Below are 17,722 nucleotides of genomic sequence, written 5' to 3'. Positions count from 1 at the left end.
CCGCTGCCATGCTCTTTCGCTATGCGGACACTGCTGGATCTGATCCTGCCCGACCGGTGCGGCGGCTGTGGTGCGCTGGGCGAAGGGTGGTGCGCCGAGTGCGCGGACGCGTTGAGCCGCGATCCCGTGCGGGTGCGGCCGCGCGCTGATCCGGGCGTTCCGTGCTGGGCGCTCGGCCCCTACGCCGGGGTGGGCAAGCGGGCGGTCCTGGCGGCCAAGGAACACAACCGGCGCGACCTCGCCGCCCCGCTCGGGCTGGCGCTGGCCCACGCATTGTCCCGCCTGCGCGCCCCCGATCGCCCGCTTCTGCTCGTGCCCGCGCCGACCAGAACCGCGGCCGCGCGGCGTCGCGGTGGTGACCCGGTGGCCCGTTCGACCGAGGTCGCGGCCCGGTGGCTGATCGATTGCCGGAGCGCGACGATGCTGGGGATGGGACGCGGTGTCCGTGATTCGGTGGGCTTGACGACGCATGAGCGTTCACACAATCTTCGCGGCCGGATCATGACTGTCGGCGATCCGGACAAATGGGTCGCTATCGCTGCGAAAGCCCAGGTGGTTCTGGTCGACGACGTGCTCACCACTGGCGCCACGGTCAGCGAATCGTCACGAGTTCTTAGCCGGATCGGCATAGTTCCGTGCGCCGTTTTGGTGACCTGCGCGGCTTGACTGAGGAAAGTTCGCGTGAACAGTGGCGGACTTGCCGATGGCGGACTAGCGTCGCGATCACACACCGAACCGCGAGTCTGGGAGGTGGTGCCGCGGATACAGGTGCCGGGCGATTCCCGATCGGCACAGCTCAATCCCGCCGCCCTTCGTTTTTGTTGTGCGGCCATATCCGGGAGGTACGCGTGACGACTTCTTCACGGGCATCAGTGCAAGATGCTGAACCCACGGCACTCCACAACGGTGCCACCGAGACGATCGATGTAGAGACCCCGAACGCCGAAGTGGTGGTCTCCGGTCGCAACGTCGAAATCCCTGACCACTATCGAATCTACGTGGCGGAGAAGCTGTCTCGGTTAGAGCGCTTCGACCCGTCGATCTTCCTCTTCGATGTGGAACTGTTCCACGAACGCAACCGTCGTCAACGCAAGGCATGCCAGCGTGTGGAGATCACCGCGCGTGGCCGAGGACCGATCGTGCGCGCCGAGGCGTGCGCCGACAGCTTCTATGCCGCGCTCGAATCGGCCACTCAGAAGATCGAGAGCAGACTGCGCCGCACCAAGGACAAGCGGCGCGTCGTGCACTACGGCGACAAGACGCCGGTCTCGGTCGCGCAGGCCACTGCCACACTGGTCGACGATTCGCTGTTCGCACCGCCGGACGGTTCCGCTGCCCACGACCACGACGAGGCGGTCGACGAGGCAGGCCCCGGCCACATCGTGCGCACCAAGGTGCACACCGCGACACCGATGTCGGTGGACGACGCCCTCTATCAGATGGAATTGGTCGGCCACGACTTCTTCCTCTTCCATGACAAGGAGACCGACCGCCCGTCGGTGGTCTACCGCAGACACGCCTTCGACTACGGCCTGATCAAGCTGGCCTAGAACCGCGATCGATCCGGGCACTCGCCGAGCGGGTGTCCGGATCTTGTTCAGCCGCCGAAGGTCTCGTGATGCACGGCCTCGGTCAGTGATCGTCCGGACCGCCATCCGAACCGTTCCAGGTCCGGCACCTGCTGGAATTTCTCGACCGGACCCACACACAGCCAGGCCACCGGCTTGATCCCCGCGGGCAGGCCGACGAGTTCGCGCAGGTATTCCGGATCGTAGAACGACACCCAACCCACCCCCACCTGTTCGGCGGTCGCGGCCAGCCACAGGTTCTGAATCGCCAGCACGGTGGAGTACACGCCCGTCTCCGGCACGCTCGCCCGACCGAGCACCTGTGGTCCGCCGCGCGAATCATCATGTGTGACAACCACACCCGTGCCGCTCTCGACGATCCCGTCGATCTTGATCGGCGCGAAGGTCGTCGCGCGCTCGGCAGGCAGCGACGCACCGAACTCGACCCGCTTGTCCGCCACATGGTCGGCGAAACGGCGCAGGGTCCGCGGCGTACGGACCACCACGAAGTCCCACGGCTGCGAGTTCCCGACGCTGGGCGCGCGATGCGCGGCGTCGAGAATCCGCAGGAGGGTGTCGTCGTCGACGAGCTCGCCGGTGAACTCGGCGCGCACGTCACGACGCAGACGGATCGCGTCGTAGACGCTCAGATCGGCACTCACGCCGACCATACAACCGCAGCCGGTCAGGCCACCGACCGGCGGGCCAGCTTGCGACCGGCGGCCAGCGCGGTGCGCAGTCCCTGGCGACGCCCGGTCACCGGGTCGATCGAGGGGGTGGTGTTGCCGGCGAACAGGCGCTCGGATTTGGTCTCCGGCGCGTTGTCGGAGGTGTGGCGCAGGTACTTGTTCGGCAGCGACAGCTTGAGGATGGTGCGCCACGACTTGAAGTACTGCACCGGCAGCGAACCGGTGGTGTAGGGCAGGTCGTACTTCTCGGCCAGCTCACGCACCCGCACCGCGATGGCGGCATAGCGGTTGCTCGGCAGGTCGGGGAACAGGTGGTGCTCGATCTGGTGGCTGAGGTTGCCGCTCATGAAGTGCAGCAGCGGTCCGCCGCTGATGTTGGCGCTGCCCAGCATCTGGCGCAGGTACCACTCGCCCTTGGTCTCGCCCTCGATATCGGCCTTGGTGAACTTCTCGGCGCCGTCGGGGAAGTGGCCGCAGAAGATGATCGCGTTGGTCCACACATTGCGCATCACATTGGCGGCGATATTGGCGGTGAGCGTGGTGAGGAACGCCGGGCCGGTGAGCAGCGGGAACACCACATAGTCCTTGGCGGCCTGCTTACCGATCTTCTTGAGCACCATCGTGCGGTCGGCCTCGAACTGCTTCCACTCGGGCGAGTCCTTGGCCCACTTCTTCTTGGCGACCTTGCCCAGCTCGAGGTGCTGGATCGCGACGCCGTACTCGAACAGCGTCTGCAGCAGCAGGTTGTAGATGGGATTGCCCAGGTAGAACGGCATCCAGCGCTGGTCGCGGGTGACGCGCAGCAGGCCGTAGCCGATGTCGTCGTCCATGCCGAGCACATTGGTGTACTTGTGGTGCAGGAAGTTGTGGGTGATCTTCCAATGCGCCGAGGGGCCCGCGTTGTCCCATTCCCACGAGGTGGAGTGGATTTCCGGATCGTTCATCCAGTCCCACTGCCCGTGCATGACGTTGTGCCCGATCTCCATGTTCTCGATGATCTTGGCGGAGCCGAGCAGGGCGACACCGGCCAGCCAGGCCGGGGGCAGGAAACTGGCGAACAGCACCGCGCGGCCGCTGATCTCCAGCGCGCGTTGCAGCCGGATGACGTTGCGGATATATCGCGCGTCCGCCGCTCCGCGCGAAGATTCGATTTCTCGGCGGATCGCGTCGAACTCCGCGCCTAGAGCTTCGACATCCGCTGCGGTGAGGTGCGCGTATTCCTTGACATCCGAGATCGCCATGGCGGCTACAGTACCGTAAGTTACGAGAGCGTAGGTTGGCGAATTTGCGGACGAAATGTGTGATAAGTCCTATTGCGGAATCGGAATGCAAATGTTATCAGGCATGGCGCGCCATGCGGCGAGCCGCCTTGTCCCGCAGTACACCCCGTTCGCGCACGGCGCGTTCGCCCAGTGCCCGCTTGGCTTCGCGCAGCGCCAGCTTCTCCTGCCGTGCGCGCGCCTTGAGCGCAGTCTTCGCTTCGCGCAGCACTTCCTTCTCGTGACGCGCCTTGATCTCGAGCGCGACCTTCGCATCGTGCAGCGCCGAGCGCAGCCCGAAGCGCTTACCGGTCTCGGGGTCGACCCGCAGGCTGTCGGGCAGGGAGATGCCGGCGAATTTGCGCTCTGATGAGGTCTCGGGCGCGTCGTCGGCGGTGCGCTTGAGGAAGCGGTCCGGCAATGCCAGCTTGTGGATGGTGCGGAAGGCCAGCAGGTACTGCTTGCCCAGCGATCCGGTGGTGTAGGGCAGGTCGTACTTGTCGCACAGTTCACGCACCCGCACCGCGACCTCGGAATACCGGTTGCTCGGCAGGTCGGGGAACAGGTGATGCTCGATCTGGTAGCAGAGATTGCCGCTCATGAAGGCCATCACGGGACCGGCCTTGAAGTTGGCGCTGCCCAGCATCTGCCGCAGATACCACTCGCCCTGGGTTTCCCCGTCGAGCTGCTCGGCGGTGAACTTCTGCGCGCCGTCGGGGAAGTGGCCGCAGAAGATCACGGCGTAGGCCCACAGGTTGCGTACCAGATTGGCGGTGGCGTTGGCCTTGAGCGTCGACTTCCACGCGGGCCCGGTCAGCGCCGGGTACAGCACGAAATCCTTGGCGACCTGCCGACTGGCCTTGCGCCAGAACTCGATGTCGTAGGAGGAGGTCATCGTCGGCCCCTCGATCCCGGCGAGCTCCTTCTCGATGCCGAGATCGTGCAGGGCGATGCCCCATTCGAAGGTGGCTGCCAGGAGCAGATTGGCGGCGGGCTGGGCCAGGTGCAGGGGGCGCCACGCCTCGTCGCGGGTCATCCGCAGGATGCCGAACCCGAGGTCCTCGTCCTTGCCGAGCACATTGGTGTAGGTGTGGTGCGAGTAGTTGTGCGCGCGCCGCCACTGCGCCGATGGGCCCGTCTGGTCCCACTCCCAGGTGGTGGAGTGGATCTCGGGATCGTTCATCCAATCCCATTGGCCGTGGCTCACATTGTGGCCGAGCTCCATGTTCTCGATGATCTTGGCGACCGAGAGCATCGCGGTGCCGCCCAGCCACGCCCAGCGATTACGGCTGCCGAACAACACCGCGCGCCCAGCGACCTCGAGGGCTCGCTGGGCGGCGATGGTGCGGCGGATGTAGCGGGCGTCGCGTTCACCACGCGACGTCTCCACCGACCGGCGGATCGAATCGAGTTCTTTCCCCAGTGTCTCGATGTCGGCCGCCGTCAAATGGGCGAAGGCCTGGATATCGGTGATAGCCACCGGGGGTCCTCCTGTGAGTGTCCTAGGTCGCGCCCAGTCGGAATGATGGAAGTCAGGGGCCTCAACGATTGCCGTTGGTCACGGGTCTATGACCGACGCATAACTTCGAGGGTACCTGTTCGTCCTGTCGGCGAGCTGCCTAGATGTCGAGTGTGCAATCGCCCGCCGCGGCGGAGATGCAGGTTTGCACCTTGTCGCCGGGCTGGCGTTCGTCGCCGTTGCGCAGGTCGCGGGCGTGTCCGGCGGACAGCGTCACCACACAGGTCTGGCAGATGCCCATCCGGCAGCCGAAGGGCAATTGCACGCCGACGGACTCACCGGCTTCGAGCAGGCTGGTGGCGCCGTCGACGGTGAGGGTGCGCCCGGTGGTGCCGAAGGTGACGGTGCCGCCCTCGCCGATCGCGGAGCGTTCCACCTCGAAGCGTTCGACGTGCAGCTTGTCGGCCACACCCGCGTTCTTCCAATGGGTTTCGATCGCGTCGAGCATCGGGGCGGGTCCGCAGGCCCAGGTCTCGCGTTCGCGCCAGTCGGGGTAGAGCTCGTCCAGGCTGGCCAGGGAGAACAGGCCATGCGCGTCGGTGAGTTGCAGATGGGAGACGAAGCTCGGGTGCTTGTCGTGCAGGGCGCGCAGTTCGGCGCCGAACATCACGTCGGCGTCGGTGGGCGAGGAATGGACATGGACCACATCGTGGACGCCGTCGCGCCGGTCCATCGTGCGCAGCATCGACATGACCGGGGTGATCCCGCTGCCCGCGGTGAGGAACAGCACCTTCGCCGGCGGCGGTTCCGGCAGGACGAACCCACCCTGAGGCGCGGCAAGTCGCACGATGGTGCCCGCGGCCACCCCGTTGACAAGGTGGCTGGACAACTTGCCCTCGGGCATCGCCTTCACCGCGATGGAGATGAGCCGCTTGCCGCCCTCGCCGGTCCAGTCCGGCGGGCAGGTCAGGGAGTAGGAACGCCAGTTCCAGCGGCCGTCGATCAGGATGCCGATGCCGATGTACTGCCCGGGGCGGTACTTGAAATCGAAGCCCCAGCCCGGCTTGATCACCAGGGTCGCCGAGTCGGCGGTCTCCTTCTGGACCTCGACGATGCGTCCGCGTAGTTCACGCGCCGACCACAGGGGGTTGGCCAGATGCAGATAGTCGTCGGGCAGTAGGGGAGTGGTGACCCGGGCTACCGCGCCGCGCAAGACGTTCAGCTTGCCGCCGCGGTCGGCGACCTGCGCCGCCGGTGCTTCGAGCCATTCCCGGAACTTGTCGATGACCATGCTGTGCGATTTCTCCCTGTTGTGCATTCGGTCCACCGTGGGGTAGTCCGCTCGCAGCCAGGTTACGGCATCGTAGGTTCAGCGCCAGTTGTGAACAGTGGGTAACCCCGGCACGTGCCGCCGCGAATTACAACAGCTCGAGCAGGAACGGCAGTTCTTGTGGCGCGTACCAGGCAAGCTGGTGGTCCTCGGCGTCACCGAGCACGAACTCCGCGTCGGTATCGCCGAGGTCGGCGGCGTCGATGACGTCCACCGCCTTGGCCACCTGCGGCTCGGCCTCGGCCAGATCCACATGCACCGCCGCGACCTGCTTGAACGTCACCGCCCCCGCCAGCTTCACCACGGCGTCGTCGAGATCGGGCCGCAGTTTCGCCCCTGGCACATCGGCCGCGATCACGGCGCGCCGATACACCGGGCCGCCGGGAGCGGTCGCGCCCGCGGCGTCGTCGTCGAGATCGTCGGGCTCGTCGCGTTCGGCGGCGATCAACCGCATCGAGGCCCGCGCGGCCTCCTGCATCGCCACTTCGGCGAGCTCCTCGTCGTCGCCCGCGGCGTACGCCTCGCGCAGGGCGGGCGTCACGGCGAACGCGGTCGCGCCGAGTGGAAGCAGCTGCTGCTCGTCGACGAGCTGGCGCAGCAGTGCGATCGTCGCCGGGATGTAGACGCGCATCGTGTCGTTCTCAGAGACAGGCACCGAGCAACTCCTCCATCGATTCGTGCACCGATGCCGCGAGGACATCGATATCGGGCATGGCGTCGCGGTCGGCGTTGAGTCCGTAGAAGACCTGACCGTCGTACGAGGTGAGTCCGAAACTCAACGTCTGATTGCGCAGCAGCGGCGAGACCGGATACATCTCCAGCATGCGCGCCCCGCCGATGTACATCGCGGTCTGTGGTCCCGGCGCGTTGGTGATCACCAGATTGAAACTGTTGTCGGCGAAGGTACTCGCCGCTCGCACGCTCATCGCGTGCAGGCTCGCGGGCGCGAATCCGGCCAGGTGGACGAGCGTGCGCGCCCGCACCCCGCGGCGCTGCCTGCCCGCCGCTTCGGTGGCGTGCGAGATGTGGGACAGCCGCATCGTCGGATTCGGTTCGCCCACCGGCAGATCGATGAGGAACGAGGACACCTCGCTGGCCGGGGTCAGCTGATTGTCACCGTCGACATAGACCGACATCGGCACCACCGCGCGCAGATTCGTCGACTCGATCAGTGCCTCGTTGCGTGAGAGCAACCAGTTGCGCAACGCGCCGGTGACCACCGCCAGCACCGTGTCGTTGATCGAGCAGTCGAAATGCCCGCGGATCGTGCGGTAGTCCTGCAGGTTCGTTCGCACCACGTCGAATCGGCGGCTGCGCGAGGTGCGGGCGTTGAGCGGGCTGTCCGGCGCCGCGCTCGAGGTGGCCGCGCGCACGACGTTGGCGGCGGCCTGCACCGCCATCCGCGTGCCGCGCACCACGCCGAACGCGTTCGATCCCGCGTCGCGCATCACGCTGTAGGCCTCGCGTGGTTGCGCGGCCAGCTGCGATACCGCCCCGGCGAGCAGTTCCACATCGGTGGGTTCACGTGGCGCGTGCCACGCGTCGTCGGCCAGTTCGCGCGGCAGCGGGGAGTTGTCGAGGATCACGTGCCCGATCTCGAGGGCGGTGTCACCGTCGACGAGCGCCGAGTGCGATTTGGTGAACACCGCGGCGCGCCCGTCGGCGAGGCCCTCGATCAGATACATCTCCCACAGTGGTCGGCCCTGGTCCAGCGGTCGGGACGCGAGCCGGGCGACGAGCTCGTAGAGCTGGCTGTCGCTGCCGGGACTCGGCAGCGCGGAGCGCCGGATGTGATAGCTGATGTCGAAACGACTGTCCTCGACCCAGACGGGCCTGCCCATGGCGAGCGGGATCTCGCGCACCTTGCGGCGATAGCGCGGCACCATCGGCAGCCGGGATTCGACCAGGTCGACGAGGCGTTCGTAGTCGAGGATCTGGCCCGAGGTATCGGGGGCGGAGTTGTTCAGGATCGCGAGTGAGCCGATGTGGATCGGGTTGCTGCTCGATTCGAGCCGGTAGAACGACGCGTCCTGCGGCGTCAATCTCGTGATCACGCGCTCCGAAGCTCCTTCCGGTGCCTATCGCGCTGATCGGGCACGCGCTACATCGTACGTCACGGCAGGTGAATCGCAGTGCCGGGCAATGAGGCTCGCCGGGCGTCGTGACCTGGGGCGATGACTGCGCCGGTACATCGGGCACGGGTCCGCGCCGCCGGGTACGGTGGTCTGCGGACTACCATCGCCGTTGAACACAACTCCGACCAGAGGACTGACGAGACCCGTGCCTGCGCTGACACTGACGAGGTTGCTACGGATTGGTGAAGGTCGCATGGTCAAGCGGCTCTCGAACCTCGCCGATGAGGTCATCGCGTACGGCGACGAGATCGAGACGCTCACCGACGACGAGCTGCGCGCCAAGACCGACGAGTTCCGCCAGCGCTACGCCGAGGGGGAAACCCTCGACGACCTGCTGCTCGAGGCCTTCGCCGTGGCGCGTGAGGCATCGTGGCGGGTGTTGAACCAGAAGCACTACAAGGTCCAGATCATGGGCGGCGCCTCGCTGCACCTGGGCAATATCTCGGAGATGAAGACCGGTGAGGGCAAGACGCTCACCTGTGTGCTGCCCGCGTATCTGAACGCGATCTCCGGCGACGGCGTGCACGTCGTCACGGTCAACGACTACCTCGCCAAGCGTGACTCCGAGTGGATGGGCCGGGTGCACCGCTTCCTCGGCTTCGAGGTCGGCGTGATTCTGGGCGGCATGACGCCCGCCGAGCGCCGCGTGGCCTACGCCGCCGACATCACCTACGGCACGAACAACGAGTTCGGCTTCGATTACCTGCGCGACAACATGACTCACTCCCTGGACGATCTCGTCCAGCGCGGTCACAACTTCGCCGTGGTCGACGAGGTCGACTCGATCCTCATCGACGAGGCCCGCACCCCGCTGATCATCTCGGGCCCGGCCGACGCCTCGTCGAAGTGGTACGCCGAGTTCGCGCGCATCGCCCCGCTGCTGAAGAAGGATGTCCACTACGAAGTCGACATCAAGAAGCGCACCATCGGTGTGCACGAGCAGGGCGTGGAGTTCGTCGAGGACCAGCTCGGCATCGACAACCTCTACGAGGCCGCGAACTCGCCCCTGGTGAGCTACCTGAACAACGCCATCAAGGCCAAGGAGCTCTACCAGCGCGACAAGGACTACATCGTCCGCGACGGTGAGGTGATCATCGTCGACGAGTTCACCGGTCGTATCCTGGTCGGCCGCCGCTACAACGAGGGCATGCACCAGGCGATCGAGGCCAAGGAGAAGGTCGAGATCCAGCCGGAGAACCAGACGCTGGCCACGATCACCCTGCAGAACTACTTCCGCCTCTACACCCGGCTCTCCGGCATGACCGGTACCGCCGAGACCGAGGCCGCCGAGCTGCACTCGATCTACAGCCTCGGCGTGGTCCCGATCCCGACGAACAAGCCGATGGTCCGCAAGGACCAGGCCGACCTGATCTACAAGTCGGAAGAGGCCAAATTCGCCGCCGTCGTCGACGATGTCACCGAGCGGCACGAGAAGGGCCAGCCGGTCCTGATCGGTACCACCAGTGTCGAGCGCTCGGAGTACCTGTCCAAGCAGTTCACCAAACGCGGTGTGGCGCACTCGGTGCTGAACGCGAAGTTCCACGAGCAGGAAGCCCAGATCATCGCAGAGGCCGGTCGACCCGGTGCGGTCACCGTGGCCACCAACATGGCCGGTCGTGGTACCGACATCGTGCTCGGCGGCAACGCCGACATCATCGCCGACATCCTGCTGCGCAAGCAGGGCCTCGACCCGGTGAACACCCCCGACGAGTACGAGGCCTCCTGGCACTCCGCGCTCGAGCAGGTGAAGAAGCAGACCGAGGAGGATGCCGAGACGGTCCGCGAGGCGGGCGGTCTGTATGTGCTCGGCACCGAGCGCCACGAGTCGCGTCGTATCGACAACCAGCTGCGTGGTCGTTCGGGCCGGCAGGGCGACCCGGGCGAGTCCCGCTTCTACCTGTCGCTGGGCGACGAGCTGATGCGCCGCTTCAACGGCGCCGCGCTCGAGTCGATCATGACCCGGCTGAACCTGCCCGACGATGTGCCGATCGAGGCGAAGATGGTCTCCAAGGCCATCAAGAGCGCGCAGACCCAGGTCGAGCAGCAGAACTTCGAGATCCGCAAGAACGTGCTGAAGTACGACGAGGTCATGAACCAGCAGCGCACCGTCATCTACGGCGAGCGCAACCAGATCCTGCGTGGCGAGGACATGGAGGGTCAGGTGCAGAACATGATCACCGACGTGACCACCGCCTATGTCGACGGCGCCACCGCCGAGGGCTATATCGAGGACTGGGATCTGGACAAGCTCTGGACCGCCCTCAAGACGCTCTACCCGGTGACCCTGGATCACAAGGAACTCACCGGCGAGACCGCCACCGGTGAAGCGGGCGAACTCACCCGCGACGAGCTCCGCGAAACCCTCCTCGAAGACGCGCACAACGCCTACGAGAAGCGTGAACAGGAGATCGACGGCCTCGCGGGCGAAGGCGCGATGCGCAACCTGGAACGTCAGGTCCTGCTCTCGGTCCTCGACCGCAAGTGGCGTGAACACCTCTACGAGATGGATTACCTCAAGGAGGGCATCGGCCTGCGCGCCATGGCCCAGCGTGACCCGCTGGTCGAGTACCAGCGTGAGGGCTTCGACATGTTCGCCGCCATGCTGGAAGGCCTGAAGGAGGAGTCGGTCGGCTTCCTGTTCAACCTCCAGGTGGAGGTCCAGCAGCCCCAGCCCGAAGGCGTCTCGATCGACAAGAACCTGCGTTCCCCGGTCGGCGCCCGCCCCCAGGACACCCCCGTGGAAAACCAGGCCCCGCCTGCCCTGCGCGCCAAGGGCATCACCGACCAGGCCCCCCGTGCCATGAACTACTCGGGCCCCGCCGAGGACGGCCACGCCGAATCCCATTCCGACGCACAGGAATACGGCGGCGGCCAGCAGTCCGGCACCCGTCGCGAACGCCGCGAGGCCGCCCGCACCGACTCCAAGGGCAAGCGCCGCCGCTAACAGTCTCGAGGGATGATCGAAGGCTCTCACGACGTGCTTCGTGAGAGCCTTCTCATCTCGAGGGCGGGAAACCTTCATTGGTTCTCTGCGGACCGCAGTGCATGTACTATTGCATGCATGGTTGCCTTGCAGATCCGCGACGTTCCAGAGCCGCTGCGCGATCAGTTGGTCGCGTTGGCGCAGCGACGAGGGCAGTCGCTGCAGGCGTTCCTCTTCGATCTGGTCCGCGACGAGGCCCGCCGCGCGGACAATATCGCGGTGCTCAAGCAGTTCAGCCCCGCGACGTGGGATATCGCGTTCACCGCACAGGAAGTGGTGGTAGCGCTGGATGCTGAACGCGCCGAGCGGGATTCGGCACTGGATGGTCCGGAGGTCGACGAGTGATCGTGGTCGATGCTTCGGTCTTCGCCCACGCTCTACTGAATCCCGCCCCGCTCGGTGACAGCTGTCGCGCTGCCCTGGAAGCCGACAACCGCTGGATCGCCCCCCAGCACTGGACTGTCGAGGTCCTGTCGGTGATCCGCCGCTTCACCCGCGCGGGCACCATCGGCACCGAGCAAGCGACACGAGCGGTACTCGCCCTGGAGAAACTCGACCCCGAAGTCCCGGTGACCTGCGTTCTCGTCGCCAGGATTTGGGAACTGCGCGACGATCTGACGGCCTACGACGCCGCGTACGTGGCGGCGGCCGAATCCTACGGCTGCGACCTGCTCACCACCGATGCGCGATTGGCGAACGCACCGGGGATCACCTGCACGGTGCGCATCTTGCGAGCTCCGGCAGGAAGCTCGCCGCGATAGAACTTCCCTGGCCTGAACGGCGGAGTCAGCTCGCGCGGTGGATGGGGTGGACTCGGGAGAGGGCGCGTTTGGCTTCGGCGAGGGAAATCATCTGGTCTTCGTCGTCGATGTCGGCGACGGCCGCTTCAGCCCATTCTCGCAGGAGGGTGGAGACGCCGACCCGACGTTCGTCGGCGAGGGATTTCAGGCGACTGTGCAGCCCGAGGGGGAGGCGGATCGACGTGGTCACCATGATGTCTTCGTTGACGGGAAGGCGTGGTGGGGCGTCGGTGGGCTCGTCGGAGAAGCTCAGCCGATCCATGAAGTCGGCGAGTTCTTCTTTGCTGGACGGAAGTCCCTGCTCGCTCATGATCGGGTCTCTCTTTCCCACTGCTCGAATTGCGCCAGTTCCTCGACGCGCATCGTGCGTGCGCCGATGATCACCCACGTCCAGTCCTCCCGTTGTCGCATCACCACGATCAACGGACGGCCCGCAGTGGTGCGCCCCCACACCGTCAGGACGGTCACCTGGCCGTCGAAGGCCGGGCGTGGCCACCGTCGTGACGCTGCGAGGACCTGCCGAACCTCGCTGGGTTCGATGCCGATCAGGTGAGCAATCGCCCAATCAGGCCACTCGAAACCCATAAGTCCATAATACGCACGTAGTACCGCAGGCGGAAGGGCCTATAACGCCAGATCGCCCTGGACCGGTTGCCGACACGTTCCTTCTCCGCTGTCGGCGCACGAGAGTGGTCGTTCACGCCGTACGCTCGGGCAATGGGCAACGAGGTCGCGCGGCCGCTGTCGGCGGCGGAGCGATGGTTCTGGCTCGTCGACCAGTTGTCGCCGGCGAATTGCGTGGTCCGATTGCGGGTGCAGGGCCCGATCGGGCCCTATCGTCTCGAAGCGGCGAGCGACGCGCTGGTCGCGGAATTTCCGCTGCTGCGGACAACGGTTGTCGACGGCCCGCGGTTCGCCCTGTCCGCCGACCCGCACCTACCGGTCCTGCACCGCATCGTCGAAGACCCCGACGAATGGCGCGCGGTCTTCGACGAGCAGTTGGCCGAACCCATCGACCTCGCGACGGCACCCGGGCGTCTCATCGATTTGTGTTGGCGGCCGGGTACTTCGGAGGAATACCACGACCTGATCCTCGTGTTGTCCCACGTCCTGCTCGACGGCCGTTCGATGACGTCGCTGGGCTGGCGACTTCTCGCCTACGCCTTCGGGTCCGTCCCGCCCACCGTCTCCCGCCCGCCGATCCCGGCACCCGACGACCTCATCCCACCCGCGCACACCCGCCTGCTGCGCTGCCTGCGCACCAACATCACCGGCCAGCTCACCGCCATGGCCCGCCGCCCGGCCTGTCTGCCCGGTACCCCGCCGCCGCTCCCGATCCGCCGCACCCGCACCGTGATTCGCACGATCGAGGGCGCCGACCTTGCTGACCTGCGCGCCCGTTGTCGCGAGCACGACGTCACCGTCAACGCCGCGCTGGTCGCGGCGCTGGCGAATGCCCTCGGTGAACTCGCCCCTCGATCCGCCGGCGTCGCGGGCATCGGCATTCCGGTTGACGTGCGCTCCCGCCTCGACCCACCCCCGGCCGACGACGAGCCCGGGATGTTCACCGCGGTGGTTCCCACGTTCGTCCCCTACGGTCCGGCGCACTCGCTCTGGGACGCGGCGCGCGAGGCGAAAACCCAACTGGCCCGACGGCTGCGGAACAACAGTGACCTGACCGCCCTCGCCGCGATCCGGTACGGCTGCCCCCGATCCCTCGAATCCGGCAGGCGCACCATCGAACTCATCGACCGTCGGGCCCCGTGGAACGTCACCTTGAGCAACCTGGGTCGGCTCGACCCACCGGAAACCCCTGACGCTCTTCGTATCTCAGCGGTGACCGTGGCGGGCACCAATTCGTGCGCCAGCGCCCTGACCGTAGCGGTCGCCACCTTCGACACCACGATGTCGATCACCTTCTGCTATGTCGATGCCATGCTCGCACCGGAGCGAATCGAATCCCTCGCCGACCGCACCATCGGATCCGTCATCGGTTGAGCTGCTCGCGCGTTCCTTCCGGTGTGGCAGGCGCTGGTCCGGTCGTCGGCCCGGGAGGTAACGCGCAGTCCGCGTGGTGATTCGGCGTGCCTACGCGAGCAACCCGCGCACCAGTTCGCGCAGCGCGGCCCGGTCCGGTTTGTTGGTTCGTCCGCTGACCGGAATGCGGTCCACCGCCACGATGTCGTCGGGCACGGCGGTGGTGTCGATGAGCTGCGGCAGCTGTGCGCGCAGGCGCGCCACGACGTCCCCGGACGCCGGATCGGTGACGACGGCGAGCACGATCCGCTCATCGCCGATCTCATCCGGCAGGCCGACCATGATCGCCTCACGCACGCCGTCGACGGCGGTGATCACCGGTTCGTACAGGCCGGGGTAGATGTTGGTCTTGCCCCTGATCATCATGTCCTTCTTGCGTCCGGTGAGGACCAGTTCACCGCCGTCCCAGCGGGCGAGGTCGCCGGTCGCGATCTCGGTCAGTGGCCCCGCGCCGAGGTAGCCACGGCACAGATTCGGCCCGGACAGCACGAGTTCCCCGTCGTCGGCGATTCGCGCCCGCACCCCCCGCACCGGAGCGCCGAGCAGGTCCCCGTCGTGCGCGAGTTTGGCGGCGCCGGTCGCGACCGCGACCGGCAGGATCTCCGTCATCCCGTAGATCGCGAGAAATTCGGTGCCGGGCAGGGATTTCCGGGCTCGACGAAGAAGTGCGGAGGTGACCGGCGCGCCGCCGAGCGCCACCTGACGCAGCTGCGGTGGGGCGGCGAGCTCGCCGGCTTCGATGGCGTCGAGCGCGACCGCGAGATCGGCCGGGGTGTAGAACACGTGCGTCGCGCTGCGCAGATTCCGCGTGAACCGGACGGGATCGATATGGGTCCCGAACCGGGGGTAGCGCGGCATCGCCCACCGGGCCCCCGCCATCAACGCGGGCAGCCCCATCATGAGCTGCTCGGTGTGCAGGAAGGCGCCGGGCGCGAGGCTGGTCTTGCCCCCCATCGCGGACAGTCCCGCGCTCAGCGAAGCGCGGGTGTGCACCACGGCTTTCGGTTCGTCGGTGGTGCCGGAGGTGAACACGATCAACGCCGCCGCGTCGGGGTCCGCGGCGGGCAAGGCGGTCTCGCGGGCGTCACCGGTGAACCGCCGCAACGGAATCGACCCGAACGGCGTACCGGGCAGCCACACTCCGCTGTGGATATGGCGAACCTCGAGCGCGCCGAACCGGGGTAGTCGCAACCCTCGTCCGCGCCCGAGCCCGGCGAGCGGACCACTCACCGCGTAGAGCAGCGATTCTGTTGCCGCCCAGGCGGGTTCGACCAGTCCGACCCGCTTGGCGAAGAGCTCGGGCCCGACGCCGGGATCGACGAACACGATCGTCCCGCCCGCCGCGATCACCCCGAAGATCAGCAGCACCGACGACACGCTGGGCCGGATCGAGAACAGCATTCGATCACCCGGTGCGAACCCCGCCTCGCCGAGATTGTGTGCCACCCTGCCGACGGAATCCACCAGCTCCCGATAGGTGAGCGCGCGCTTGCCGACCGTGCCGAGCGCCGAGGCGTCCGGAATCCGTTCGGCCTGCACGACCAGCCGTGCGAGAAAGTCGGTCACCGCGCCGGCACTGCCGTCGGAGTCGACCGCGTTCACCGGATATCGACCACGTCGGGCCGATACCGATGATCGGCGTACCAGGCCAGCGTCTTGCGGATACCCCAGGCGCGCACCCGCCGGTTCGAGCCGAGCACTCGCACGTCCCGGCGCAGACCGTAGTCGGTGGTGATCGTGCGCACCGCGTTGACCAGCGCCCGATCCTCGTGCAAATCCTCGATCGCGGTGCGCGGGAATCCGCCTGCGGCGACATACAATTCGGCGGTGATGGCCATATTGCACCCCGGTGTCATCACGTAGGGGCCGAGATACTTCGGATCCCGATTCCCCGAGCGCACCTTGCCGAACGTCGAGGCCACTTCCAGCGCGACCCGAATGATCGTGCGGTCGATCCAGGACACGCCCTCGTCGGTCCGCGGAATGAGCTGACCGCTGACCAATCGCAGTCCGGATTCGAACCCGGCCTTGATCCGCTGTGTCCAGTCGGGAGCGGGCAGGCAGTCGGCATCGGTGCGCGCGAGGTGGGTGGCGCCCTGGGCGATCGCGTAGCGCATCCCGGTATCGGCGGCGGCGCCGGTGCCCTTCTGCTGCTCGTCGATCACCACGATGCGCGGGCGCGGATGAGCGGCGGCGAAACTCGTGACCACGTCGACGGTGCGGTCGGTGGAGTTGTTGTCGACCACGACCACCGTGAAATCGGTATCCCGCTGCGCTGCGATGGCATTCAGGGTGCCGGCGATGCCGCGTTCCTCGTCGAAGGCGGGGATCACCACCCACAGATCACTCACGCGTCCTCCAGCAGCCGATCCAGCCCACCGACCTGGTCGACCCAGTGGTGGAAATTGTCCAGGCCGGTCGCGAACGGCACCGCCGGTTGATAGCCCAGTTCCCGCGACGCTCGCGAGATGTCATAGGTCGCCGACCGGGTGACCAGCGCCACCGCGTATCGCGACAGGGGAGGAGTCCGCCGCCGCGCGAGCGCCGGTATCCGCCAAAGTGTTTCGATCGTCGCCAAGGCCGCGTCGAGCACCGGCGCGGGCACCGTCACGCTCGGTCCGGACAGGGAGAACCGTGCCGCTACCGCGTCCAGGGTCGACCACACCGATACCGGCTCGGCGTCGGCGATGAAATACGCGCGCCCACCGACCTTCTCGGCTGTCAGCGCGCGAGCGACGGCGTCGACGAGATGGTCGATGTAGCACAGCGAAGCCCGAACGTCGCGTCCGCCGGACAGATCGGGTAACCGTCCCGCCCGCAGTTTCGCGAGCAGCTGCACGATCGGCCCGTGCCGGTCGCCGGGCCCCCACACCGCCCGCGGTCGCAACGAACACGTGGTGAACTCCGGGGTATCGGCGGCCAGCACCAATTGCTCTGCGACAGCTTTGGTTTCGCAATAGCTGTTCAGAAATCGCGCGGGGTAGGGCACGGTCTCGTCGATTCCGACCTGGTCCCCGCCGTCGGGCGCCATCAACGCGCTCGGACTGCCGATGAACACGAACCGCGCCACCCCGGCCGCGATGGCCTCCTGGACCAGCCGATCGGTTCCCGCCACGTTCACCGCGAAGAACTCGGCGGGCCGCCCGAACTCGCCGAGCAGGGCTGCCGCGTGCACCACGGCACGTACGCCGGTCAGCGCGCGCGCCAGCGACCCGGCATCACCGAGATCGGCTACCGCCACGTCGACACCCGTCGGCGCCGCCGCCGGATCCCGGACCATCGCCCGAACCGCGACCCCGCGCGCCACCAACCCGCGCACGACCGCTCCACCGACGAACCCCGTCGCACCGGTCACCAGCACAGTCATCGCGCCACGCTACAACGACGACGCGACCGCGAGCCGTCCCCGGGCAGCTCCGCCGCGCCGAGTACCTGTGCGCCGAGCCGGGCACCGGTGGCCAC

General features: G+C 67.0%; 17 protein-coding genes. 6 read left to right on the top strand and 11 right to left on the bottom strand.

Features of this window, described 5'->3' with window-relative positions; translation table 11 throughout:
- Positions 1-21: 21 nt before the first annotated feature.
- Both NA12_RS15500 and hpf read left to right on the top strand, forming a co-directional pair.
- A complete protein-coding gene (locus NA12_RS15500; RefSeq protein WP_067450740.1) occupies positions 22-666 on the top strand; it encodes a ComF family protein in 645 nt (214 codons plus the stop codon).
- A gap of 254 nt (positions 667-920) precedes the next feature.
- Complete coding sequence (gene hpf / locus NA12_RS15495) at positions 921-1,550, top strand: ribosome hibernation-promoting factor, HPF/YfiA family (RefSeq protein WP_132369772.1); 630 nt, start codon at positions 921-923, stop codon at positions 1,548-1,550.
- 47 nt (positions 1,551-1,597) lie between these two features.
- On the opposite strand, the gene bluB is transcribed toward hpf, so the two are convergent.
- The 6 genes from bluB to NA12_RS15465 form a co-directional block, all read right to left on the bottom strand.
- Complete coding sequence (gene bluB / locus NA12_RS15490; RefSeq protein ID WP_067450734.1) at positions 1,598-2,239, bottom strand: 5,6-dimethylbenzimidazole synthase; 642 nt, start codon at positions 2,237-2,239, stop codon at positions 1,598-1,600.
- A 14-nt stretch (positions 2,240-2,253) separates the two neighbouring features.
- Positions 2,254-3,498 (bottom strand): fatty acid desaturase family protein, encoded by a 1,245-nt coding sequence (locus tag NA12_RS15485; protein WP_067450731.1) that lies wholly within the window; start codon positions 3,496-3,498, stop codon positions 2,254-2,256.
- A gap of 97 nt (positions 3,499-3,595) precedes the next feature.
- Entirely contained in the window at positions 3,596-4,996 is a 1,401-nt protein-coding gene (locus NA12_RS15480) for a fatty acid desaturase family protein (RefSeq protein WP_067450728.1), read from the bottom strand.
- A 139-nt stretch (positions 4,997-5,135) separates the two neighbouring features.
- Positions 5,136-6,293 (bottom strand): ferredoxin reductase, encoded by a 1,158-nt coding sequence (locus NA12_RS15475; RefSeq protein ID WP_371856000.1) that lies wholly within the window; start codon positions 6,291-6,293, stop codon positions 5,136-5,138.
- A gap of 100 nt (positions 6,294-6,393) precedes the next feature.
- Positions 6,394-6,936: a DUF6912 family protein gene (locus NA12_RS15470; RefSeq protein WP_067450982.1), complete on the bottom strand. Its 543-nt coding sequence runs from the start codon at positions 6,934-6,936 to the stop codon at positions 6,394-6,396.
- 10 nt (positions 6,937-6,946) lie between these two features.
- Positions 6,947-8,359, bottom strand: coding sequence for a WS/DGAT/MGAT family O-acyltransferase (locus tag NA12_RS15465; protein WP_067450722.1), 1,413 nt, complete (start codon positions 8,357-8,359; stop codon positions 6,947-6,949).
- Positions 8,360-8,585: 226 nt separating this feature from the next.
- Between NA12_RS15465 and secA the strand changes: the two genes are divergently transcribed.
- The 3 genes from secA to NA12_RS15450 all read left to right on the top strand — a co-directional run bounded on the left by secA (position 8,586) and on the right by NA12_RS15450 (position 12,184).
- The gene (gene secA, locus NA12_RS15460; RefSeq protein WP_084472791.1) at positions 8,586-11,384 is read left to right on the top strand and encodes a preprotein translocase subunit SecA; all 2,799 of its coding nucleotides are present in this window, start codon (positions 8,586-8,588) and stop codon (positions 11,382-11,384) included.
- 117 nt (positions 11,385-11,501) lie between these two features.
- Complete coding sequence (locus NA12_RS15455; protein WP_067450717.1) at positions 11,502-11,768, top strand: hypothetical protein; 267 nt, start codon at positions 11,502-11,504, stop codon at positions 11,766-11,768.
- Between the two features lie 2 nt (positions 11,769-11,770).
- A complete protein-coding gene (locus NA12_RS15450; RefSeq protein WP_243654710.1) occupies positions 11,771-12,184 on the top strand; it encodes a type II toxin-antitoxin system VapC family toxin in 414 nt (137 codons plus the stop codon).
- A gap of 25 nt (positions 12,185-12,209) precedes the next feature.
- Here the strand turns inward: NA12_RS15450 and NA12_RS15445 are convergent, their stop codons facing one another.
- Positions 12,210-12,533: a hypothetical protein gene (locus tag NA12_RS15445; protein WP_056813020.1), complete on the bottom strand. Its 324-nt coding sequence runs from the start codon at positions 12,531-12,533 to the stop codon at positions 12,210-12,212.
- Positions 12,530-12,808 carry a hypothetical protein gene (locus tag NA12_RS15440; RefSeq protein WP_067450710.1) on the bottom strand — a complete coding sequence of 93 codons (279 nt, stop codon included), beginning with the start codon at positions 12,806-12,808 and terminating at the stop codon, positions 12,530-12,532. The genes NA12_RS15445 and NA12_RS15440 overlap by 4 nt, the downstream gene beginning before the upstream one ends.
- 132 nt (positions 12,809-12,940) lie before the next feature.
- Here NA12_RS15440 and NA12_RS15435 point away from each other — a divergent pair, with 132 nt between their 5' ends.
- Positions 12,941-14,221, top strand: a complete 1,281-nt coding sequence (locus NA12_RS15435) for a phthiocerol/phthiodiolone dimycocerosyl transferase family protein (protein ID WP_067450707.1) — start codon at positions 12,941-12,943, stop codon at positions 14,219-14,221.
- A 90-nt stretch (positions 14,222-14,311) separates the two neighbouring features.
- Here NA12_RS15435 and NA12_RS15430 read toward each other — a convergent pair whose 3' ends face one another.
- The 3 genes from NA12_RS15430 to NA12_RS15420 are packed head-to-tail and all read right to left on the bottom strand — an operon-like array spanning position 14,312 to position 17,627.
- On the bottom strand, positions 14,312-15,862 hold the full coding sequence (locus NA12_RS15430) for a class I adenylate-forming enzyme family protein (RefSeq protein WP_243654709.1): 1,551 nt from the start codon (positions 15,860-15,862) through the stop codon (positions 14,312-14,314).
- Entirely contained in the window at positions 15,859-16,611 is a 753-nt protein-coding gene (locus NA12_RS15425; RefSeq protein ID WP_067450704.1) for a glycosyltransferase, read from the bottom strand. Before NA12_RS15425 ends, NA12_RS15430 begins: the two co-directional genes overlap by 4 nt.
- Positions 16,608-17,627, bottom strand: coding sequence for an NAD-dependent epimerase/dehydratase family protein (locus tag NA12_RS15420; RefSeq protein WP_067450701.1), 1,020 nt, complete (start codon positions 17,625-17,627; stop codon positions 16,608-16,610). The genes NA12_RS15425 and NA12_RS15420 overlap by 4 nt, the downstream gene beginning before the upstream one ends.
- Positions 17,628-17,722 lie beyond the last annotated feature (95 nt).

Source organism: Nocardia alba NBRC 108234 (assembly GCF_001612665.1).
GTDB classification, from domain to species: Bacteria; Actinomycetota; Actinomycetes; order Mycobacteriales; family Mycobacteriaceae; genus Nocardia; species Nocardia alba.
The sequence above is the reverse complement of the archived record's forward strand: the minus strand, read 5'-3'. Positions and strand labels throughout refer to the sequence as shown.

Excerpts from the sequence above, each read along its gene's own strand:
- NA12_RS15500 (WP_067450740.1), top strand. The coding sequence starts at position 22 with ATGCGGACACTGCTGGATCTGATCCTGCCCGACCGGTGCGGCGGCTGT.
- bluB (WP_067450734.1), bottom strand. The coding sequence starts at position 2,239 with ATGGTCGGCGTGAGTGCCGATCTGAGCGTCTACGACGCGATCCGTCTG.
- NA12_RS15485 (WP_067450731.1), bottom strand. The coding sequence starts at position 3,498 with ATGGCGATCTCGGATGTCAAGGAATACGCGCACCTCACCGCAGCGGAT.
- NA12_RS15475 (WP_371856000.1), bottom strand. The coding sequence starts at position 6,293 with ATGCACAACAGGGAGAAATCGCACAGCATGGTCATCGACAAGTTCCGG.
- NA12_RS15470 (WP_067450982.1), bottom strand. The coding sequence starts at position 6,936 with ATGCGCGTCTACATCCCGGCGACGATCGCACTGCTGCGCCAGCTCGTC.
- NA12_RS15455 (WP_067450717.1), top strand. The coding sequence starts at position 11,502 with ATGGTTGCCTTGCAGATCCGCGACGTTCCAGAGCCGCTGCGCGATCAG.
- NA12_RS15445 (WP_056813020.1), bottom strand. The coding sequence starts at position 12,533 with ATGAGCGAGCAGGGACTTCCGTCCAGCAAAGAAGAACTCGCCGACTTC.
- NA12_RS15440 (WP_067450710.1), bottom strand. The coding sequence starts at position 12,808 with ATGGGTTTCGAGTGGCCTGATTGGGCGATTGCTCACCTGATCGGCATC.
- NA12_RS15435 (WP_067450707.1), top strand. The coding sequence starts at position 12,941 with ATGGGCAACGAGGTCGCGCGGCCGCTGTCGGCGGCGGAGCGATGGTTC.
- NA12_RS15420 (WP_067450701.1), bottom strand. The coding sequence starts at position 17,627 with ATGACTGTGCTGGTGACCGGTGCGACGGGGTTCGTCGGTGGAGCGGTC.